The sequence below is a fragment of the Janthinobacterium sp. SUN206 genome (genome assembly GCF_030587305.1).
Taxonomy (GTDB): Bacteria; Pseudomonadota; Gammaproteobacteria; order Burkholderiales; family Burkholderiaceae_D; genus Janthinobacterium; species Janthinobacterium kumbetense.
Window position 1 is genome coordinate 2,454,364 of record NZ_JAPWIB010000001.1, and the last position, 20,384, is coordinate 2,474,747.

Annotated in this window: 15 protein-coding genes; 5 read left to right on the forward strand and 10 right to left on the reverse strand. The window is 63.8% G+C overall.

Annotated elements, in window-relative coordinates:
- Nucleotides 1–2: 2 nt before the first annotated feature.
- From O3300_RS11090 to O3300_RS11115, 6 genes are all read right to left on the reverse strand, one after another.
- On the reverse strand, nt 3–866 hold the full coding sequence (locus O3300_RS11090) for an antiactivator of flagellar biosynthesis FleN protein (protein ID WP_099666848.1): 864 nt from the start codon (nt 864–866) through the stop codon (nt 3–5).
- Complete coding sequence (gene flhF / locus O3300_RS11095; protein WP_034785293.1) at nt 859–2,187, reverse strand: flagellar biosynthesis protein FlhF; 1,329 nt, start codon at nt 2,185–2,187, stop codon at nt 859–861. Before flhF ends, O3300_RS11090 begins: the two co-directional genes overlap by 8 nt.
- Before the next feature lie 268 nt (nt 2,188–2,455).
- The gene (flhA, locus tag O3300_RS11100) at nt 2,456–4,552 is read right to left on the reverse strand and encodes a flagellar biosynthesis protein FlhA (protein WP_077407865.1); all 2,097 of its coding nucleotides are present in this window, start codon (nt 4,550–4,552) and stop codon (nt 2,456–2,458) included.
- On the reverse strand, nt 4,549–5,742 hold the full coding sequence (gene flhB, locus O3300_RS11105) for a flagellar biosynthesis protein FlhB (RefSeq protein ID WP_092608479.1): 1,194 nt from the start codon (nt 5,740–5,742) through the stop codon (nt 4,549–4,551). Before flhB ends, flhA begins: the two co-directional genes overlap by 4 nt.
- Nucleotides 5,743–6,005: 263 nt before the next feature.
- On the reverse strand, nt 6,006–7,004 hold the full coding sequence (locus tag O3300_RS11110; RefSeq protein ID WP_305052933.1) for a fumarylacetoacetate hydrolase family protein: 999 nt from the start codon (nt 7,002–7,004) through the stop codon (nt 6,006–6,008).
- An 87-nt stretch (nt 7,005–7,091) separates the two neighbouring features.
- Complete coding sequence (locus O3300_RS11115; RefSeq protein ID WP_034754110.1) at nt 7,092–7,802, reverse strand: pseudouridine synthase; 711 nt, start codon at nt 7,800–7,802, stop codon at nt 7,092–7,094.
- 256 nt (nt 7,803–8,058) lie between these two features.
- Between O3300_RS11115 and O3300_RS11120 the strand changes: the two genes are divergently transcribed.
- Nucleotides 8,059–8,436, forward strand: coding sequence for a hypothetical protein (locus O3300_RS11120; protein WP_305052934.1), 378 nt, complete (start codon nt 8,059–8,061; stop codon nt 8,434–8,436).
- A 374-nt stretch (nt 8,437–8,810) separates the two neighbouring features.
- On the opposite strand, the gene O3300_RS11125 is transcribed toward O3300_RS11120, so the two are convergent.
- From O3300_RS11125 to O3300_RS11140, 4 genes are all read right to left on the reverse strand, one after another.
- Nucleotides 8,811–9,812, reverse strand: a complete 1,002-nt coding sequence (locus tag O3300_RS11125; protein WP_099666845.1) for a S49 family peptidase — start codon at nt 9,810–9,812, stop codon at nt 8,811–8,813.
- 39 nt (nt 9,813–9,851) lie between these two features.
- The gene (locus O3300_RS11130; RefSeq protein ID WP_115057572.1) at nt 9,852–10,229 is read right to left on the reverse strand and encodes a Rieske 2Fe-2S domain-containing protein; all 378 of its coding nucleotides are present in this window, start codon (nt 10,227–10,229) and stop codon (nt 9,852–9,854) included.
- Nucleotides 10,226–10,885 carry an HAD-IIIA family hydrolase gene (locus O3300_RS11135; protein WP_035821424.1) on the reverse strand — a complete coding sequence of 220 codons (660 nt, stop codon included), beginning with the start codon at nt 10,883–10,885 and terminating at the stop codon, nt 10,226–10,228. The genes O3300_RS11130 and O3300_RS11135 overlap by 4 nt, the downstream gene beginning before the upstream one ends.
- An 88-nt stretch (nt 10,886–10,973) precedes the next feature.
- Entirely contained in the window at nt 10,974–11,969 is a 996-nt protein-coding gene (locus O3300_RS11140) for an RluA family pseudouridine synthase (RefSeq protein ID WP_077407877.1), read from the reverse strand.
- A gap of 686 nt (nt 11,970–12,655) precedes the next feature.
- On the opposite strand from O3300_RS11140, the gene O3300_RS11145 reads away from it, so the two are divergent.
- The 4 genes from O3300_RS11145 (at nt 12,656) to glp (ending at nt 20,250) form a co-directional block, all read left to right on the forward strand.
- Nucleotides 12,656–15,751, forward strand: a complete 3,096-nt coding sequence (locus O3300_RS11145; protein WP_305052935.1) for an Rne/Rng family ribonuclease — start codon at nt 12,656–12,658, stop codon at nt 15,749–15,751.
- A gap of 88 nt (nt 15,752–15,839) precedes the next feature.
- The gene (gene chrA / locus O3300_RS11150) at nt 15,840–17,177 is read left to right on the forward strand and encodes a chromate efflux transporter (protein ID WP_305052936.1); all 1,338 of its coding nucleotides are present in this window, start codon (nt 15,840–15,842) and stop codon (nt 17,175–17,177) included.
- Nucleotides 17,178–17,206: 29 nt separating this feature from the next.
- The gene (moaA, locus tag O3300_RS11155) at nt 17,207–18,328 is read left to right on the forward strand and encodes a GTP 3',8-cyclase MoaA (protein WP_289911212.1); all 1,122 of its coding nucleotides are present in this window, start codon (nt 17,207–17,209) and stop codon (nt 18,326–18,328) included.
- Nucleotides 18,329–18,390: 62 nt separating this feature from the next.
- On the forward strand, nt 18,391–20,250 hold the full coding sequence (gene glp / locus O3300_RS11160) for a gephyrin-like molybdotransferase Glp (protein WP_305052937.1): 1,860 nt from the start codon (nt 18,391–18,393) through the stop codon (nt 20,248–20,250).
- Nucleotides 20,251–20,384: the final 134 nt, after the last annotated feature.

Genomic DNA, 20,384 nt, shown 5'->3' on the forward strand with positions numbered 1-20,384 from the left:
ATTCAGGCGCTGAACTGGTGCGGGCTCCCCGTCTGGTACAAGGTGCCGCCAAGCACCGGCGCCGCCGAACGGGCCAGCCGCTCGGCCAGTCCGCGAAACGCCACCGACGCTCCCGCCAGCGGAAACGCATCGACCACGCTGCGGCCCAGCCGCGCCGCGCGGTGCAGATACTCGTCGGCAGGCACGGACCCCATCGAAGTCAGCTTCACGGCCAGGTAGCGGCTCGCCGCCTGCGCCATATTATCGTATACCACTTTTGCTTCGGATTCGGAAGCGCCGGTGACGAGAATGCCGAACGGACGGCGTCCCAGTTCCTGGCTCAGGCGCTTGATCAGGCAGTACGCCGCCTTGATCGAGGTGGCGCTGGTCGAGACTTGCACGACGATATCCGACGATGCCATCAGCGGCACGGGGAAGCAGGCCCCCTCGTCCGCCACGACGCCGTCGACCAGCACGATGCCGCTCTGGCGCGCCAGCACCTCGAACGTCTTGCCCAGGCGGCGCAGTTCATCCTCGCCCGCATAATCCATGCTGTCCATCAAATGGTTGCGCGCGCCCAGGCTGGCCACGCCGAAGCCTTGCGGCACCTGGTGGATGACCTGGTTCAAGCCGCACTGCTGGCGCGCCACGTCGCGCAGGCTGGCGCCGTGCGCCAGTCCCAGGCGCGATGCCACGCCATCGCTGCCGCCGCTGGCGTCGAGCAGCAGCACGTCATTGCCGCCGTAGACGAGCGACGCGCCCAGGTTGACCAGCATGGCGCCCTTGTCGTCCTGCGGCGTGGCCGAGAGGAACGTCATGACGCGCGGCTGCGGGCCGGCCAGCATGCGGCGCAAGCCTTCGGCCTGGTCGAAATCGAAATTAGCCAAGGTGCACCCCGCGCGCTTCATTGTTGCGGGCGGCCGCCTGCGCCATCAGCAGCGGCAGTTCGGCGTCGGAAAACTGCGTGGCCGCCGCATCGCGCTTGAGCTTGAAGGCACGGTCGATCAGGTAGCCGCGGTCGGCCAGGTACAGGTCTTCCGGCACGCGCTGGCCGTTCGACACATAAAACAGGTTCAGCTTCTGGCGGATCACCACGTCGAGCACATTGCCGATCGAGGCCGCTTCATCGAGCTTGGTCATGATGCAGCCGGCCAGGCCGCTGCCCTGATACGCGCGTACCACTTCATTCAACGTTTCCTGCGTGGCCGTGGAGTTCAGGCACAGCAGGCGCTTCACGTCGGCGCCGGCGCCCGACAGCATGGCCACCTGTTCCGTCACCATCTGGTCGCGCTGGCTCACGCCCACCGTATCGATCAGCACCGTGTGCTTGTTCTTCAATTCCTTCAGGGCGATGCGCAAGTCCGCCTCGTCCTTCACGGAATGCACCATCACGCCGAGGATCTTGCCGTAGATGCGCAGCTGTTCATGCGCGCCGATACGATAGGCATCCGTGGTGATCAGGGCCAGCTTTTCCGGGCCGTGGCGCATCACGCAGCGGGCCGCCAGCTTGGCCGTGCTGGTGGTCTTGCCGACGCCCGTCGGGCCCACCAGGGCAAACACGCCGCCCTGCTCCAGCATGGCGTCTTCATTGGCCACAGTATTCAGGTTACGGCTGAGGACCGTCTTGATCCAGCGCATGCTTTGCGCGCCGTCGAGGCCGGCCGGCAGCTTGTCGATCAGGTAGCGCGCCAGGCTGGCCGAGAAGCCGGCCGCCAGCATTTCGCGCAGCACGACGGCTTTTTGCGGCTCGCGCTGCTGCGTCGAACCCCACGAGATTTCCGCCAGCTGGGTTTCCATCATGCCGCGCATGGCGCGGATTTCATTCATCATGCCGCTCATCTCGGCGGCGGCGTTTTCCTTGACGTGCGCCAGCGCGCTGGCCATCATCTGCTGCATGCGGGCCATGTCCACTGGCTCGGAGGCAGCCTGGCGCGGCGCGGCAGGACGTGGCGCGGCCGGGCGCTGGGCCGGGGCGGCCGGACGCTGCGGCGTGGCGAACTGGGTCTGCAACTGGGGACGGGGCTGGGCCATTTCGGAGGCGGCCGGCGGCGAGGCCAGCGAAGCGGCGTCGTCATTGGCCAGCGCGAGGATTTCCACCACGCCATCGGCCTGGCGGTTCGACAGGATCACGGCATCGGGGCCCAGCGCTTCGCGCACCTTGCGCAGCGCATCGCGCGACGAGGCGCCCGTAAATTTCTTCACATTCATGACCGGCCTCCCAGGGCGGGGGTGGCGCAATATTGGCTGAACTGTGTGACCATCGTCGACTCCTGTTGCTTGAGTGCTGTCTTCCACATGGACACAGATCACCCGGACAGTTTCCATTATTAGCGATGCTTGCAGGAAATGATCGAAGGAACAGGACGGGAAAGTACCCGTTATTCAGTTTGCCGAGAGGAAATTGATGTTTATTTGACCAAAAGCAAGCACCGGGCGTCCGTCCCGCAGGAACCGACCCCGATGCCGCTCATCACAACTACTGCGCGCCCACCAGCGCCGTGACGCGGATGGTCTTGGTTTCCGGCACTTCCGCATGCGACAGCACTTTGAGCTGCGGCAAGGCGCGGCGCAGGAAACGCGACAGCAAGGCGCGCAGCGGCGCCGGCACCAGCAGCACGGGCGTCAGGCCCAGCGCTTCCTGTTGCTGGGCAGCCAGGCCCGCCTGGTGCGCGATGGTGTCGGCCAGGCCCGGCTCGATGCCGGCGCCGTCGCCGCCATTGCCCATCGCCTGCATCAGCAGCCGCTCCAGGCGGCTGTCGAGGGTCATCACGGACAGTTCGGCCGAGCCGGGGAACAGTTGCTGCACGATGGCACGGCCCAGGGCCACGCGCACCAGCGCCGTCAGGTCGTTCGGGTCTTGCGTGCTGACCGTATGCTCGGCCAGGGTTTCGATGATGGTGCGCATGTCGCGGATGTGCACGCCCTCGGCCAGCAGGTTCTGCAGCACCTTTTGCAAGGTCGACAGGGACAGCATCTTCGGCACCAGGTCTTCCACCAGGCGCGGCGACTCCTTGCCCAGGTGGTCGAGCAGCGATTGCACTTCCGCGCGGCCCAGCAGCTCGGAAGCGTGCGAGGTGATCAGGTGATTCAGGTGCGTGGCCACCACCGTCCCCGCGTCGACCACCGTATAGCCCATCGACTGGGCCTGGTCGCGCAGGCTGGCGTCGATCCAGGTGGCGGGCAGGCCGAAGGCGGGGTCGTTCGTGGCCAGGCCGGGCAAGGTGCCGCTGGCCATGCCGGGATTAATCGCCAGGAACTGGCCGTTGAACGCTTCGCCCACGCCCACTTCCACGCCCTTGAGGGTGATGCGGTAGGCGGACGGTTTCAATTCCAGGTTGTCGCGGATATGCACGGGCGGCGCCAGGAAACCCACTTCCTGGGCAAATTTCTTGCGGATGCCCTTGATGCGTTTGAGCAATTCGCCGCCCTGCGTCTTGTCGACCAGGGGGATCAAACGGTAGCCCACTTCCAGGCCCAGGGTATCGACGGGCATGATGTCTTGCCAGCTGGCTTCTTCCTGCTCGGGCGCCACGGTTGCTTGCGGCACTTCGGCCGGCTTTTCGGCCGCCGCTTTTTCCTGCGTGCGTTTCTTGCTGATCAGATAGGCGGAGCCGGCCAGCAGGGACGCCAGCAGGATGAAGACCATGTTCGGCATGCCGGGAATCAAGCCCATGCCGCCGATGATGCCGGCGGTAATATACAGCACTTGCGGTTTCGCAAACAATTGCCCCACCAGCTGGGTGCCGATGTCCTGTTCGCTGGCCACGCGCGAGACGACGATACCGGCCGCCGTGGAAATGATCAGCGAAGGAATCTGCGCCACCAGGCCGTCACCGATGGCCAGCAAGGTGTAGTTCTTGAGCGCATCGGCAAAGCCCATGTCGTGCTGCAGCAGGCCCACCAGCAAGCCGCCGACGATATTGATGACGGTGACCATGATGCCGGCGATGGCGTCGCCGCGCACGTATTTGCTGGCGCCGTCCATGGCGCCATAGAATTCCGCTTCCTGCGCCACTTCCGTGCGGCGGCGGCGCGCTTCGTCTTCGCCGATCAGGCCCGCGTTCAGGTCGGCATCGATGGCCATCTGTTTACCAGGCATGGCGTCCAGCGCGAAACGGGCGCCCACCTCGGCGATACGGCCCGCACCCTTGGTCACGACGGTAAAGTTGATGATCGTCAAAATGATAAACACGACGATACCGACCGTGTAGTTGCCGCCGATCAAGAAGTGACCGAACGCTTCAATCACTTTACCGGCCGCGTCGGCGCCCGTATGGCCTTCCGTCAGCACCACGCGCGTGGATGCCACGTTCAGCGACAGGCGCAGCATGGTCGACACGAGCAGGATGGTCGGGAACGCCATGAAGTCGAGCGGCTTGACCGTGTACAGCGCCGTCAGCAGCACGATGATGGACAGCGCGATATTAAAACTGAAGAAGATGTCGAGGATGAAGGCCGGCAGCGGCAGCACCATCATCGCCAGCAGCATGATGATGATGACAGGCGCGGCGATGCCCTTGCTGGCGTTGCCACCCATTCCGCTGAGCCAGGCTGGCATTCTCAGGCCGTTCATGGTGTACTTCCTTTATTCTTGTCTTCTGCGCCGGCTGCGGGCGGTGTCTGTGAGGCGGGATTCTGCGGGTCGAGCTCGGGCGGCACGTCGAGTTTCTTCGGCTTGTCGGGACGCTCGCCCTGGCCCTTGCCATAGCTGCGCAGCTGGAACACGTAGGCCAGCACTTCGGCCACGGCGCCGTACAGCGCCTCGGGAATCTCGTCGCCGATGTCCGTATGCTTGTACAGCGCGCGCGCCAGGGCCGGCGCTTCCAGGATGGCGACCTTGTGTTCGCCGGCCAGTTCGCGGATCTTCGCCGCCACCTCGTCGACGCCCTTGGCCACCACCTGCGGCGCGCCGCGCGAATTCTCGCCATACTTCAAGGCCACCGCGTAGTGGGTAGGGTTGGTCACCACCACGTCGGCCGTCGGCACGTCGGCCATCATGCGGCGGCGCGACATTTCATGCTGCATCTGGCGGATCTTCGCCTTGATCTGCGGATTGCCGTCCGATTCCTTCGACTCTTGCTTGACTTCCTGCAAGGACATTTTCATCTTGTTGGCGTAATGCCACATCTGGTACGGCCCGTCGATGGCGGCGATCAAGCCCAGCGCGCCGACGATCAGCAGGAAAGCCGTGATCAAGAGGCTGATCAGATGGGCCGAACCGGCGCGCAGGGATTCCACCGACAAGCCCAGCACGGCGTCCTTTTGATGCTGCATCACCATCCAGGCGACGACGCCCACGACGAGGGTCTTGGCGATGGCCTTGAGCAATTCCACCAGCGCATTCTTCGAAAACATGTTGCCCAGGCCGCGAATCGGGTTGAGCTTGCCAAAATTGGGTGTAAACGCCTTGGAACTGAACAGCCAGCCGCCCACCAGCACGGGCGAAGCCAGGGCGACGAGCATGATGGCCAGCGCGTACGGCAGGCACGTCAGCAAGACCGAGCCCACGTCGTAGCCGATGCGCAACATCATCGCGTCGGGATTGAGTATCTGCTCCCGGTCCAGGGTCAGCCCGGACACCATGACGGCCGTCAACCGCCGCACGATGGCGTCGCCAGCAAACCACAGGCAGCAGCCGGACGCCATCAACACAGTGAACGTTGCCACTTCACGCGATCGCGGAACGTCGCCTTCCTCACGCGCCTGCTCGAGGCGCTTCGGTGACGCGGCTTCGGTCTTTTCTGCGTCGCTGTCTTCCGACATCAATCAACTCCGGTGAAGTCCTGCAGCCTGGCTAGGCGCAATACGGACTGGGCATGTGGCATTATCGAGTCAAGTGCCTGTTTACCATCGGCGGAACAGGAGGACAAATGCCCTGTATTTCCTTTGCCTAAATGAAACAAGGCGCCGCAGGCGCCCACTTCAAAGGAGACCGAAAAATGGTCAGGACAAGGCGCAGCCCCGAAGACAGTACGAATAGTACGGCGAGGGGTTGCAACGCAGTCATGGCCATTTTCTCGGGGCTCCTAACGGTTTTTTCTCGCCTCGGCCTGTTTCACGGTCTGCTCGATGGCACCAAACAGGGATTTACCATCATCGCCCAGCATTTCCAACCGGAGCACGTCGCCGAACAGCAAATACGGCGTGCTGGCGACGCCATCGGCGATCATCTCCTGGTTACGTCGCTCAAAAATACTGGAAAATCCTTTCTTGACTTCCTTGTTGGCGACCCCGCCCGCGCTGACCACGCTGCCGGCGCGCGCGTTGCGCGTCTGGCACAGGTGGGCGAGCAATTGCGGGTAATTGAACGCCATGTCGGCGCCCGCGTGGGGCTGGCCCGTCAACTTGCCGTTCAGGCTGCAGCGCAGCGCGTAATGCACCTTGCCGCCGCGCCAGGCGTCCCCCAACTCGTCGGGCGTGATGGCGACTGGAGAGCACGCCATGGCCGGTTTCGCCTGCAGGAAACCATAACCACTCGCCTGCTCGTCCGGCGCCAGGTTGCGCAGGGTGATGTCGTTGACCAGCATCAACAGCTTGATGTTCAGGTGCGCCTGGTCCGGCGTCGACCCCATGGCCACGTCGTCCGTGATGGCGGCGATGCCCGCTTCGTAGTCGATGCCCCACTGCTCGTGCGCCAGCACGATCTCGTCCTGGGCGCCCAGGAAATCGTCGCTGGCACCCTGGTACAGGCGCGGCGCATCGCGCAGATTGGCGGGCGCCTCGCTGCCCGCCGCCTTGCAGGCCCGCTCGATCTGCTGCAGGTAGGCTGCGCCGGCCACGCGCAGGCTGCTGCGCGGCAAGGGCGCCATGCAGTTGGCGGGATCGAATTCGAAGGCGCGATGGCCGCGTCCGCTATTGATGGTCTGGTACAGCAAATCGAGCTGGGGCGCGATGAAACTCCAGTCGTCGAGCGCCTTTTGCAGGGTCGAGGCGATGCCATCGGCCAGATGGGCCGTTTTCAGGTCGCGCGAGACGACAGCCAGCTGGCCGTCGCGCGTACCATCCTTCAGGGTAGCTAATTTCATGTGCGGGAAACTTCGTCAAATGCAGGCAATGGAGACTAAAGACGCCAAAAAGCCGGGATATCCCCGGCTTTGGCGGTCAGGAAGGGGCTAGGCCAGGAGCGCGATCTGCTCGGGCGTGAGGTAGCACCACTCGCCTTCGGCGATGCCCAGCGATTCCAGGGTCAGGCTGCCGATGGCGGAACGGTGCAGCGCGCTGCAATGGTTGCCGGCGGCGGCCAGCATGCGCTTGACCTGGTGGTACTTGCCTTGCTCGAGCACGATTTCCAGCTGGTGCTCGCCGCGCTTGACGCAGACGAGGGCCGCCAGCGGGGCCGGCTCGTCGTGCAATTGCACGCCGGCCAGCAGCAGGGCCACCAGCTCATCCGTCACGGGCTCTTGCGTGGTGGCCTGGTAAATCTTCGGAACGTGGCGCTTCGGCGACGATTGTGCATGGATAAACGGGCCATCGTCGGACATCAGCAGCATGCCGGTCGTATCGTGGTCGAGCCGGCCGACGGGCTGGACTTCGCGCCAGGTGAATTGTTCCGGCAACAGGGTCAGCACGCCAGGATGATGGCTGGGCTTGCGCGAGCATTCGAAGTTGGCGGGCTTGTTCAGCGCCAGGTACAGGTGCGCGCGGTACACCCACTCTTCTTCGAACACGTGCAGCACCAGGCCTTCGGTCTCGACGGTGGTGCGGTAATTGGTCTGGGTGACGCCATCGATGACGACATCGCCATCCTCGATGAGGGAACGACAATATTTACGGGTGCCAAAACCCTGCGATTGCAGGATGCGGTCTAGGGATAATTTACTCATGGGCGTGACTTTACCAGAAGCGGCTGGCAGCGTGAAGCGGCGGCGCCTGGCGTCCGCGCGGCGGCCCAGGCGGCACGAAACCATGGTGCACGCAGAAATACCAAAAAGAACAAGGTGAGATTTGGCGAGAAATGGTTGATTCCTTTGAGAAATATCAAGCGCTCGGAATATCGCGTTGATAGACTGAAACTTCGTTAGGAATCCGCCTAGCGAGCTTTAGGAATAATAACTAGGCACCGACTGACAAGGACATCGTATGGAACATACCGATACCATCGCCTTACAAGGCAACATCGCCGACATGCGCCTGCGCATCGCCGCAGAACAGGCGGCCATGCACAAGGTCAGACTCGGCGTGGCGCGCTGGAGCACCGCCCCTGCGCCGCAGGATGCGGACGCGCCGCCATCGCCGGCAAGCCAGACGCGCTGGCATGCCGAGGCGCAATGTCATTTCATGTGCTGGCTGGAACTGGGCGGTTTTGCGCACGCGGATGCGCAGGCCGACAACGCGACCGCGCCCGCCATGGCGGACATGCCGTCCGATACCAGCATAAACGTTGACGCCGGTGCAACAGCAGCCAGGGAAACCAGCGCCGCTCCCCTGCCCGTGCACTGCAACGGCTGCGCCGTCTGAGCGCGGCCCATCCGACCAGCCATGCCACGCCCTCGCATGCCTGCCTTGCCAGCACGCCCAACCCCATCCAGCGATACCGGACCATCGAACATGAACGACGCACAAAAGGAAACGGCGGCATTGCGCCGCCGTTCCCAAGCCCCATCGGGACTTTAGTGAGGAATGTAAATTCACTCAAAACCACATCTGCGATGCGGCGAGTAGTTCCAAGACCTGCCAATCAAGTTAGTACTGACAACATAGTTGATATATCGCCCCTCCTTGAAAAGAACTACGATTTCACTATAGCCCAAGCAGCCCTATTTTCAAGCCAATTTACCACCTTATTGAAAATCATTCTCGACTGGCTTGCCTGCCTGCCAAGAGTGATGTCCTCAGCGCAACGCCGGTTGCGACTGCTGCACGGCCGCCTTCATGGCGCCCGCACCCATGGCGGCGCCAAACTTCTTCAGCACCCGTTCCGGCAAGCCTTCATGCTGCGTGTAGTCGACGATGTCTTCCGCCTTGACGACGTCGCGCGCCACGCTGTCGACCGTGCCGAAATCGTCGGCCAGGCCCATTTCCACGGCTTTCGCGCCCGTCCAGTACAGGCCGGAGAAGGTATCGGCCGTTTCCTTCAGGCGCTTGCCCCGTCCCGCGCGCACCACGTCGATGAATTGCTGGTGGATTTCATTGAGCATGCCTTGCGCATACGCCTTGTGTTTTTCCGTCAGGGGGCTGAACGGGTCCATGAAGCCCTTGTTCTCGCCCGCCGTCAGCAGGCGGCGCTCGACGCCCACCTTTTCCATCACGCCCGTGAAGCCGAAGCCATCCATCAGCACGCCGATGGAACCGACCACGCTGGCCTTGTTGACGTAGATGCGGTCGGCGGCGGCGGCGATGTAATAGCCGCCCGAGGCGCACATTTCATCGACCACCACATATAAAGGCTTGTCCGGATAGCCCTTGCGCAGGCGCTGCATCTCGTCGACGATCATGCCTGCCTGCACGGGACTGCCGCCCGGACTATTAATATGCAGCACCACGGCCACGGAACCGGCATCGGAAAACGCCTTGTCCAGCGCGGGGATGACGACGGCGGCCGAGCCGCTGCCTTCGGACTCGATGGCGCCGCTGATGTCGATCAGGGCCGTGTGGCGGCCCAGGGTTTCGCTGTCGTCGGCCGTGTTGTAGTCATAAAACACCCACAGGGCGAACAGCACGATCAGCAAGCCGAAGACCTTGAAAAAGATGCTCCAGCGGCGGTGCGCGCGTTGCTCTTGCAAAGTGGCAAATACCAGCTTTTCCAGCACTTCGCGCTCCCAGTGTCCCGCAGGGGCGCCGTGGCCGGCGGCTGGCGCGCTACTGTCCAGCTTGTCATTCGTGTTATCGCTCATGGTTCACTTTGCGTAAATTACAGAAGGCCTGCCCCGGCCTCAGGCCGGCAGCGGCTGGACATACTCGTCGGGTTGCCAGTACAGCTGGCCATCGCGTTCGGCCACGGCGATCGGGCGCAAGCGCCCGCCCTTGCAGGGGCCGCCCGCACAGTAGCCGCTTTCCGGCACATAGATGGCGCCATGCGTCGAACACATCAGGTACAAGCCGCTGGACTCGAAAAACTCGCCTTCCGCCCAGTCCAGTTCGATCGGCACGTGGGCGCAGCGGTTCAGGTAGCCATACGCCTTGCCGCCATGGCGCACGACAAAGCCCGTGGTGGCTTCACCGCCGGCCGAGACGGGAAAGCGCACACCCTTGCCGCCATCGGCCACGGCGTCGGCGGCACAGATGAAAACGTCGACAACATCGTTCATCATGCGTGCTCGCTCAGCCATTGATGCAGCTCGGCCACCGTGGCGGCCGAATACAGGGGATTGCAAGCTTGCAACTGTGCCACCGGATGCGCTCCATACTCTACGGCAATACCGGCCGCGCCTGCATTGCTTGCCATCAACAAATCATGACTGGTGTCGCCGATCATCACGGTGCGGCGCATGTCCTGCCCCAGTTCGCGCGTCAGTTCCTGCAGCATGGCCGGATGGGGCTTGGAAAAGGTTTCATCGGCGCAACGCGTCGCATCGAACAGGGACAGCAGCTTGACGGCATTCAAGGAGCGGTTCAGGCCGACGCGGCTCTTGCCCGTGGCGACGGCGAGGAAATACGCTTGCTGCGACAGTTCCTGCAGCATCTCGTAGACGCCAGGAAACAAAGCCAGCTCATGGTCGCGCGACAGATAGTGATAACGGTAGCGTTCCGCCATGCGCGCATGGTATTTCGGCTCCACGTCGGGCATCACCAGCTGCATGGCTTCCTGCAAGCCCAGGCCGATCACATGCGAAGCGAGCAACTCGGTGGGAATTGGCAAGCCCAGGTCTTTGGCCGACGCCTGGATGCACTTGACGATGGTCGAGGTACTGTCTATCAGGGTACCGTCCCAATCGAAGACGATCAGATCAAATTGCTTTCTTGCCATGTTTCCCGACGGCATAGCCGCCGGCTCCTTGAGAATGAATGCTGGCGACTGACTACCTTGTGAGTAGTGTCGCGCGCACGGTGGATATTTAGCGTGCGGCAACGGCCAATGGTTTGCCCAAGCTTACCAAGAAACGCTCGCATTCGGCAGCCAGCGGCGCGTTCAAGGTCATCGTCTTGCCCGTTTCCGGATGCGTGAACGTGATCTGGTGCGCGTGCAGGAACATGCGTTTCAGGGCGCCGCGCGTGCTGTCAGCTTTCAACAGGGCACGGTTGAGGGCAAAGTCGCCATATTTATCGTCGCCGGCGATGGGGAAACCGGACGAAGACAGGTGCACGCGGATCTGGTGCGTGCGTCCCGTCTTCAATTCCGCTTCCAGCAAGGCGAAGTTGTGATATTTATGCAACAGTGAAAACACCGTGTGCGACGCCAGGCCATCGGCCTGCACGGCCACCCGGCGCTCGCCTTCGGCCGTCGTATATTTGTGCAACGGCAACTTGATATGCTGGCGCGCATTCTTCCAGTCGCCCGCCACCAGCACCAGGTAACGCTTGTCCGTGACGCCGTCGCGCATCTGTTCATGCAGATTCGTCAACGCGGAACGTTTCTTTGCCAGCAACAACAAGCCGGACGTGTCGCGGTCCAGGCGGTGCACCAGTTCCAAAAACTTGGCGTCGGGGCGCGAAGCGCGCAATTGCTCGATCACGCCGAACGAGACGCCCGAGCCGCCATGCACGGCCACGCCGGCCGGCTTGTCGATGACGAGCAGCTGCGCATCTTCGAAGATGATCTTGAATTCGGCGGCCGGCGCGCCCGTGGCGGCCTTTTCGGCCACGCGCACGGGTGGAATGCGCACCACGTCGCCGGCGGCGAGACGGTACAGCTGATCGATACGGCCTTTATTAACCCGCACTTCTCCCGATCGCAAGATCCGGTAGATGTGGCTTTTAGGCACTCCCTTGCACACTCTTAATAAGTAGTTGTCGATGCGCTGGCCTGCTTCTTCCTCGGCGATCGTTACGAATTGGGCTTGCGGCTGAACCGGGGGTGTTGAAGGGGGAACAACATCATTTTGACTCTTCATTTACTATGTCTTCCCAGAAATCTCTCTAAGTCCTTCATTTTGAATATATAATTGTTTTTGCTGCGGCCCTGGCTGCTGCGAGTGTAAGAATAAAAGCACATTTTACACAGGGGCGTCTCCACCGGCCTCGCCAAATTGCAAATTCGGTGGAAAAAAATGTATATGCACCATCCCTGCGCGAATCAAGGTTGCACCGTAGTTGTAATCGGATAACGCGTGGAGATGCTGAAGTGAGTGTATTGGATTATAAGGATAAGTACCCGTTAGCGCGACTTATCGAGTCGGGCTCGCGGGTTGATGAAGTTGATAACGCTTGCCGTTTTCGCCAAACCCCGTATGCGGCCACAATACTGAGGGTTGTCGATGAATAGGCTGAGGCCAAGCCTCGCCATCGCGATCCCTGTAATGAGCCGGCTTACGATTTGGCTCTGAATTTGCTGACCACTTGCATTCTCTGCCCCCGACATCCGGGCTGCTTCAGATGAGTTGCAGGTGTCCTGTGCACTCGGCATGACGATCGACCTCACCGCGCCTGTTGCGGCCGTAACGTATACCTCGTACGCGTTGTTGCTCCGCACGCCTAGGCATTTCCCCCGCCAGCACTCCCGTTCTCGCATATATCCCTGTACTTCGCCGCTTCCCCGGAAGCGGCTTTGAGATGGCCTACGGGTCGCGGAGTTATAAAAATGAAACGCATGTTGTTTAATGCCACGCAGCAAGAAGAACTGCGCGTAGCGATTGTCGACGGACAAAAACTGATCGACATCGATATCGAGACAGCCGGGCGCGAACAGCGCAAATCCAACATCTACAAGGGCGTGATCACGCGCATCGAGCCATCGCTCGAAGCGTGCTTCGTCAGCTATGGCGAAGACCGCCACGGCTTCCTGCCTTTCAAGGAAGTTGCCCGCACGTACTTCCGCGAAGGCGTGGACGTGCGTAACGCTTCCGTCAAGGAAGCGCTGCGCGAAGGCCAGGAAATCATGGTCCAGGTGGAAAAGGAAGAGCGCGGCAACAAGGGCGCCGCCCTGACCTCGTTCGTCTCGCTGGCCGGCCGTTACCTGGTATTGATGCCGAACAACCCGCGTGGCGGTGGCGTATCGCGCCGCGTGGAAGGTGAAGAGCGCCAGGAATTGCGCGAAACCATGGATAAACTGGACTTGCCAGCTGGCATGTCCGTCATTGCCCGCACCGCCGGCATCGGCCGCAACGTCGATGAACTGCAGTGGGACTTGAATTACCTGATGCAACTGTGGCGCGCCATCGAAGGCGCCGGCAAGTCGGCCAACGGCGCTTTCCTGATCTACCAGGAATCGTCGCTCGTCATCCGCGCCATCCGCGACTACTTCCAGCCCGACATCGGCGAGATCCTGATCGACACCGACGAGATCTACGACCAGGCGCACCAGTTCATGAGCCACGTGATGCCCGACATGGTGCACCGCGTGAAACGCTACAGCGACGACGTGCCGCTGTTCTCGCGCTTCCAGATCGAACACCAGATCGAAACGGCGTACAGCCGCACCGTGCCGCTGCCATCGGGCGGCGCCATCGTGATCGACCATACGGAAGCGCTGGTGTCCGTGGACGTCAACTCGGCCCGCGCCACGCGCGGCTCGGACATCGAGACGACCGCCTTCAACACCAACTGCGAAGCGGCCGAAGAAGTGGCCCGCCAGCTGCGCTTGCGCGACTTGGGCGGCCTGATCGTCATCGACTTCATCGACATGGAAGTGGCAAAGAATCAGCGCGAAGTGGAACAGCGCCTGAAAGATGCGCTGCACCATGACCGTGCCCGTGTACAAATGGGCAAGATTTCCCGCTTCGGCCTGATGGAACTGTCGCGCCAGCGCCTGCGTCCTTCGCTGTCCGAAGGCTCGCACGTGACGTGCCCGCGCTGCTCCGGCACCGGCCACATCCGCGATACGGAATCGTCCGCCCTGCAAGTGCTGCGCATCATCCAGGAAGAAGCGATGAAGGAAAACTCGGCCACCATCCACGTGCAAGTGCCCGTGGACGTGGGCGCCTTCCTGCTGAACGAAAAGCGCGGCGAAGTGCTGAAGATCGAAAACCGCCACCGCATCGCCGTGATCCTGATCCCGAACAAGCATCTGGAAACGCCGCACTACAAGCTGGAACGCATCAAGCACGACGATCCGCGTCTGGAAGACAGCCAGGCCAGCTACAACCTGGCTGAAAGCGCTGAAACCGACATGGCTTACAGCAAGCGCCAGAAGGAAGAAGCCAAGCCGCGCCAGGAAGCCGTCGTCAAGACGATCACCCCTGACCAGCCGGCACCGCTGGTCGAGCGCAAGCCCGTCGAAGCGAAACCGGCTCCCGTGGCCGCGCCTGCCGCGCCGCAAGGCCTGATCGCCAAGATCATCAGCTTCTTCACCGGCGCCCCGGCACCGGTGGCACCGGCACCCGCCCCTGTCGCACCAGCCAAGCCGGCCGGCGCCGACCGCGGCGACCGCAACAGCCGTGGCCCGCGTGGCCGTGGCCGCAACGGCAAGCCTGGCCGCGAAGAGCGCGAACCGGGCCAGGGCCGTCCAGCCCAGGACGATGCCGCGAAAGAAGCGGAAGCACTGGAAAAAGCGGCCCGTCCGCCACGCCCGCCGCGTCCGCCACGCGAACCGCGTGAAGCACGCGAAGGCGGCGATGCAACGGCAGCGCCACGCGAACGGGGCGAACGTCCTGAACGCGCGGAACGCCCGGAGCGCGCCGAGCGTCCGGAACGTGCCGAACGTCCGCCACGCCAGCCACGCGAAGGCCGCGAACCGCGCGCCGACAAGGCTGTTGTTGCTGAAGTGAAAGCTGAAGAGCTGGCACTGGTTGGCGCCACCGCCAGCGCAGTGAACGTCGTCGTGCCGTCCAGCGGCCCGGAATCCGACGCCGCACCGGCCAACCTGCTGAAAGCACCGGCGAATGCCGGTCCTGAAGGCGAAGAGACGGAAAACGACGTGGAAGGCGAAGAACCGCGCCGCCGCCGTCGTCGTGGCGGCCGCAACCGCAACCGCCGCGACCGCGAAACGGGCGAGCTGATCGAATCGGCAAATGGCGAGAACGAAGGCCAGGATGCGCCAGTGATCAGCTTTACGGTTGCTCCGGCGCCGGAAGCTGCTGTCGCTGCCGCGCCAGTGGAAGCTGCCGCCGAAGCCGCGCCAGCCGTCGTGGCTGAAGTGGTGGAAGTGGCCAAGGTCGTGGACATCGCCAAGGTCGAAGAAGCCGCTCCTGCCGCAGAAGTTGCCCCAGTTGCTGAAGTGATCGTGCCGGCAGCCCCTGTCGAAGTGGCTGCAGCGCAAGCTGAACCAGCCGCTGCCGAACCGGCGCCGGTTGCCGAGTACAGCTTCGCCGAAAAAGCGCAAGCCGCACCAGCCCCTGCTCCAGCGGAAGTCATCGTCGAAGCGGCGCCAGTCGTGGAAGCAGTTGCTGTCGTGGAAACGGTCGTCGTGGTGGAAGAAGCGCCGGTAGCCGAAGCGGCACCTGTCGTGGCGGAAGCCGCGCCGGTGGTTGCCGAAGTTGCTCCTGCTCCTGCACCAGCGCCGGCGCCTGTCGCCGCGCCTGCCCCGGCACCTGCCGCGCCAGTGGCCGCGCCGCTGGACTTGAGCGCAGTGCTCGGTTCGGCCGGCCTGACCCTGGCTGCCACCGATCCGGAAAAACTGCGCCTGGCGCAGGAAGCGGCCGCCAAGGCAGTCGCTCCGGTACGCAAGCCGCGCGAACGCAAGCCATTGCCGCCGCAATCGGATGAGCCGTTGATCCAGGTCAACACGCAACGTCCATAAGCGTGCAGGGTTCGCCCAGCCGCCGATGATGAAAGGGGAAGCTCAGGCTTCCCCTTTTTTACGTCCCCAACTTTGCCAGCCAGCCGCCATGCACGAGAACGCCAACCAACTTCCCGCCCCCGTCAGCCTGCGCAGCGCCTTCTGGTACTGGCTCAAGCTCGGCTGCGTCAGCTTTGGCGGTCCGGCCGGGCAAATCGCCATGATGCATGCGGAACTGGTGGAAAAGCGGCGCTGGATTTCCGAGCAGCGCTTCCTGCACGCCCTGAATTACTGCATGCTGCTGCCGGGGCCGGAAGCGACCCAGCTGGCCATCTACATCGGCTGGCTGATGCACCGCACGCGCGGCGCCCTGGTGGCGGGCCTGCTGTTTTTGCTGCCTTCGCTGCTGCTGCTGATCGTCCTGTCCTGGCTGTACATGGCGTATGGCCACGTGGCCGCCATCGCCGGCATCCTGTACGGCGTCAAGCCGGCCGTCGTCGCCATCGTGCTGGCGGCCGCCTGGCGCCTGGGCCGGCGCACCTTGCGCAGTCCCGGCCTGATCGCCATCGCGGCGGGCGCATTTGTCGCCATCGCCGCGCTACAGCTGCCATTTCCGCTGATCGTGCTCGCCGCAGCCCTGCTGGGCATGGCGGGCGGCCGCTGGCTGCCGGCCCACTTCCATGGCGGCGCCGCCTCGCATGGCGGCGCGGCCCGCTACGGCGCCGCCCTGATCGATGACGACACGCCCACGCCGGAACACGCGCGCTTCAGCTGGCCACGCCTGCTAGGCACGGCCGCCGTGGGCCTGGCCCTGACCTTCCTCGCCTGGCTGGGCCTGGCGCTGGCGGGCGGCGCGGACCAGCCGCTGGCGCAGATGGGCGTGTTTTTCAGCAAGGCGGCCCTGCTGACGTTCGGCGGCGCGTATGCCGTGCTGCCCTACCTGGTGCAGGGCGCCGCCGAGCACTACCACTGGATCACCAGCGCGCAAATGATGGATGGCCTGGCGCTGGGCGAAACGACGCCCGGCCCCCTGATCATGATCGTCGCCTTCATCGGTTTTGTCGGCGGCTGGAGCCATGCCGTGACGGGAGAACACCTGTGGCTGGCAGGCGTGTGCGGCGCGCTCGTCGCCAGCTGGTTCACCTTCCTGCCCTCGTTCATCTTCATCCTGGCCGGCGCGCCGCTGCTGGAAGCGTCGCGCGGCAATCTGCGCCTGAGCGCGCCCCTGACGGCCATCTCGGCGGCCGTGGTGGGCGTCATCGCCAGCCTGGCCCTGTTCTTTGGCCGCCATGTCTTCTGGCAAGAAAACCCGCTGCCGCACTGGGACTGGCTGGCGATCGCCATCGCGCTGGCGGCCGGCGTGGCACTGATCAGGTTTCAGGTGGGCACCATCAAATTGCTGCTCGCCTGTGCCATCTTCGGCCTCGTGCTATCGTATCTGCCTTGAACGACTCAACGTAAGTGGTATCACCTTTCATGGCTGACAAGATTATCTACCTCGCCGAAGCCCGCAACGGGGCTTTGGCGATTCCCGCGCAGCTGGATAGCCCCAGCGGCAACGTGGCCGACAGCCTGGGCCGGCCCCTGCACGACTTGCGCATCTCGATTACCGACCGCTGCAATTTCCGCTGCGTGTATTGCATGCCCAAGGACGTATTCGACAAGAACCACGTCTACCTGCCGCACACGGATTTGCTGTCGTTCGAGGAAATCACGCGCGTCGCGCGCCTGTTCGTCGCGCACGGGGTGGAAAAGATACGCCTGACGGGCGGCGAGCCGCTGCTGCGCAAGAATATCGAAAAGCTCATCGCCATGCTGGCCGACCTGCGCACGCCGTCGGGCCAGCCGCTGGACCTGACCCTGACGACCAATGGTTCCTTGCTGGCAAGAAAAGCGCAGGCGCTCAAGGATGCGGGCCTGAACCGGGTCACCGTGTCGCTCGACTCGCTCGACGACGCCACCTTCAAGCGCATGAACGACGTCGATTTCGCCGTGGCCGACGTGCTGCACGGCATCGATGCGGCGCACGCGGCCGGCCTGGGGCCCATCAAGATCAACATGGTCGTCAAGGCCGGCATGAACGAGCAGGAAATCGTGCCCATGGCGCGCCACTTCAAGGGCACGCCCTACATCCTGCGCTTCATCGAATACATGGACGTGGGCGCCTCGAACGGCTGGAACTTGCAGGAAGTCATCCCTTCCGCGGAAGTGGTGCGGCGCATCGCCGCGCACATGCCCTTGCAGCCCATCGATCCGAACTACGCGGGCGAGACGGCGGCGCGCTGGCGCTATGCCGATGGCAGCGGCGAAATCGGCCTCATTTCCAGCGTCACGCAAGCGTTCTGCGGCGAGTGCAGCCGCGCCCGCCTCTCGACCGAGGGCAAGCTGTACACCTGCCTGTTCGCCAGCAGCGGCCACGACTTGCGCAGCCTGCTGCGCGGCGGCCGCAGCGACGCGGAAATCTCCTCGGCCGTGGCGCAGCTGTGGCGCGGCCGCGGCGACCGCTATTCGCAATTGCGCACCAGCCAGACGGATTTGACGGGCGGTGCGCTTGAGCACGGTAAAAAGAAAGTGGAAATGTCGTACATCGGCGGCTGAATCGGGCGCAGCGCGCGCCCGCCGCTGCTACCATGGCGCATGCACCAATTTTCCTACCTGACATGATCAACAAACACGACATTACCGGCCTGATCCTGGCCGGCGGCCTCGGTACGCGCATGGGCCAGCGCGACAAGGGCATGCTGCCCCTGCATGGCCAGCCCCTGGCGCGCCACGTGGCCCAGCGCCTGGCGCCGCAAGTGGGCCAGCTGGCCCTCAGCGTCCACGCGGATGCAGGCGACTACGCGCGCTTCGGCCTGCCCGTGTGGCCCGACGTGCTGCCAGGCCAGCTGGGTCCGCTGGCCGGCTTGCACAGCGGCATGCAGCACGCCAACACGCCCTATCTGCTCACCGTGCCTTGCGACTCGCCCCTGCTGCCGCCCGACCTGGCGGTGCGCCTGGCCGCCGGTTTGACGCAAGACAATGCCGACCTGGCCATCGCCGTCACCGAGGAAATCGATGCGGCGACGGGAACGGCCGTGCGCCGCCCGCACCCCGTCTTTTGCCTGGTAAAAACATCCGCCCTGCCCCAGCTCGACGCCTATCTGCGCGGCGGCGAACGCCGCATGCGCACCTGGCACGGCCCATTGAAACTGGCCGAAGTACTCTTCGAAAACAATAGTGCATTCGGCAACATCAATACCCCGGACGAGCTGGCCGCCCAGCAGGCGCAGGGCCTGTCCGTGCCGATGGCGCAAGCCATCCTGGCCGACACCGTCGCGCCCGTGGCCGAGATCGAGGAACTGCCGCTGCCGCAAGCGTTCGAACGCATCCTGGCGGCCGACATCATCTCGCCCATCAGCGTGCCTGCGCACGACAATTCCGCCATGGATGGCTATGCGCTTTACGGAGCTGACCTTGGCGCCGACCTCGGCGGCGACACCCCCGTGACCCTGGCCGTGGTCGACACCATCCTGGCCGGGCGTCCCGGCACGGTCAAAATCGGACGCGGCCAATGCGCGCGCATCATGACGGGCGCCGTCATGCCCGACGGTTGCGACAGCGTGGTGCCGCAGGAACTGGTGCTGCAAGCGGGCGACGCCAGCATTACCGTGGCACCGGACTGCATCCGCGCCGGCGACAACCGCCGCTTCAAGGGTGAAGACTTGATGCAGGACAAGCCGGCCCTGCTGCAAGGCAAGATACTCGGACCGGCCGAGCTGGGTTTGCTGGCCTCGCTGGGCATCGCCACGGTGCCCGTGCGCCGCCGCCTGCGCGTGGCCTTCTTTTCCACCGGCGACGAATTGCGCTCGATCGGCGAGCCGCTCGACGCGGGCTGCATCTACGACAGCAACCGCTACACCCTGCTGGGCATGCTGACGCGCCTCGGCTGCGAAGTCCTCGACATGGGCATCGTCAAGGACAATCCGCAGGCGCTGGAAACGGCCCTGCGCGGCGCCTGCGCCACGGCCGACGTCATCATCACCTCGGGCGGCGTATCCAGCGGCGCGGCCGATTTTACGCGCGACATCCTCGCGCGCCTCGGTGACGTGGCCTTCTGGCAAATCAACATGCGCCCGGGCCGCCCCATGGCCTTCGGGCGGATTGCCAGCGAAGGCGAATCGGCACTACTGCTGGGCCTGCCCGGCAACCCGGTGGCCGTGATGGCGGCGTTTTATTTCCTCGCCCGCCCCACCCTGCTGCGCCTGATGGGCGCCGACGCGGACACGTCCGCCCTGCCGCTGCTGCAAGTGGCGGCGCAAGCGGCGATCCGCAAGAAACGGGGCCGCACGGAATACCAGCGCGGCATCGTCGAGCGCGGCGCGGACGGGCGCCAGCACGTGCGCGTAACGGGCGCGCAAGGCTCGGGCATCCTGCGCTCGATGACGCAAGCCAATTGCATGATCGTGCTGCATGAAGCGCAAGGCCACGTGGCCGCCGGCGACCTGGTCGATATCGTGCTGTTCCAGGGATTGACCTGACGCGCCCCCACCGGCCAAGCTGACGCGCCGGCCGGACCGCAGTCCACGCTGCGCCACTTATCCCCCCTCGCCACAACGGCCCGCCCTGCGCGGGCCGTTTGCATTGCTCCTTCGCAATCAATTTTCTTCCCGGA

Bases quoted from the DNA above. Each gene is read 5' to 3' on its own strand.
- chrA (WP_305052936.1), top strand. From the start codon at position 15,840: ATGCACGAGAACGCCAACCAACTTCCCGCCCCCGTCAGCCTGCGCAGC.
- flhA (WP_077407865.1), bottom strand. From the start codon at position 4,552: ATGAACGGCCTGAGAATGCCAGCCTGGCTCAGCGGAATGGGTGGCAAC.
- O3300_RS11135 (WP_035821424.1), bottom strand. From the start codon at position 10,885: ATGGCAAGAAAGCAATTTGATCTGATCGTCTTCGATTGGGACGGTACC.
- moaA (WP_289911212.1), top strand. From the start codon at position 17,207: ATGGCTGACAAGATTATCTACCTCGCCGAAGCCCGCAACGGGGCTTTG.
- O3300_RS11125 (WP_099666845.1), bottom strand. From the start codon at position 9,812: ATGAGCGATAACACGAATGACAAGCTGGACAGTAGCGCGCCAGCCGCC.
- glp (WP_305052937.1), top strand. From the start codon at position 18,391: ATGATCAACAAACACGACATTACCGGCCTGATCCTGGCCGGCGGCCTC.
- O3300_RS11120 (WP_305052934.1), top strand. From the start codon at position 8,059: ATGGAACATACCGATACCATCGCCTTACAAGGCAACATCGCCGACATG.
- O3300_RS11145 (WP_305052935.1), top strand. From the start codon at position 12,656: ATGAAACGCATGTTGTTTAATGCCACGCAGCAAGAAGAACTGCGCGTA.
- O3300_RS11140 (WP_077407877.1), bottom strand. From the start codon at position 11,969: ATGAAGAGTCAAAATGATGTTGTTCCCCCTTCAACACCCCCGGTTCAG.
- O3300_RS11130 (WP_115057572.1), bottom strand. From the start codon at position 10,229: ATGATGAACGATGTTGTCGACGTTTTCATCTGTGCCGCCGACGCCGTG.
- flhB (WP_092608479.1), bottom strand. From the start codon at position 5,742: ATGTCGGAAGACAGCGACGCAGAAAAGACCGAAGCCGCGTCACCGAAG.
- flhF (WP_034785293.1), bottom strand. From the start codon at position 2,187: ATGAATGTGAAGAAATTTACGGGCGCCTCGTCGCGCGATGCGCTGCGC.
- O3300_RS11115 (WP_034754110.1), bottom strand. From the start codon at position 7,802: ATGAGTAAATTATCCCTAGACCGCATCCTGCAATCGCAGGGTTTTGGC.
- O3300_RS11110 (WP_305052933.1), bottom strand. From the start codon at position 7,004: ATGAAATTAGCTACCCTGAAGGATGGTACGCGCGACGGCCAGCTGGCT.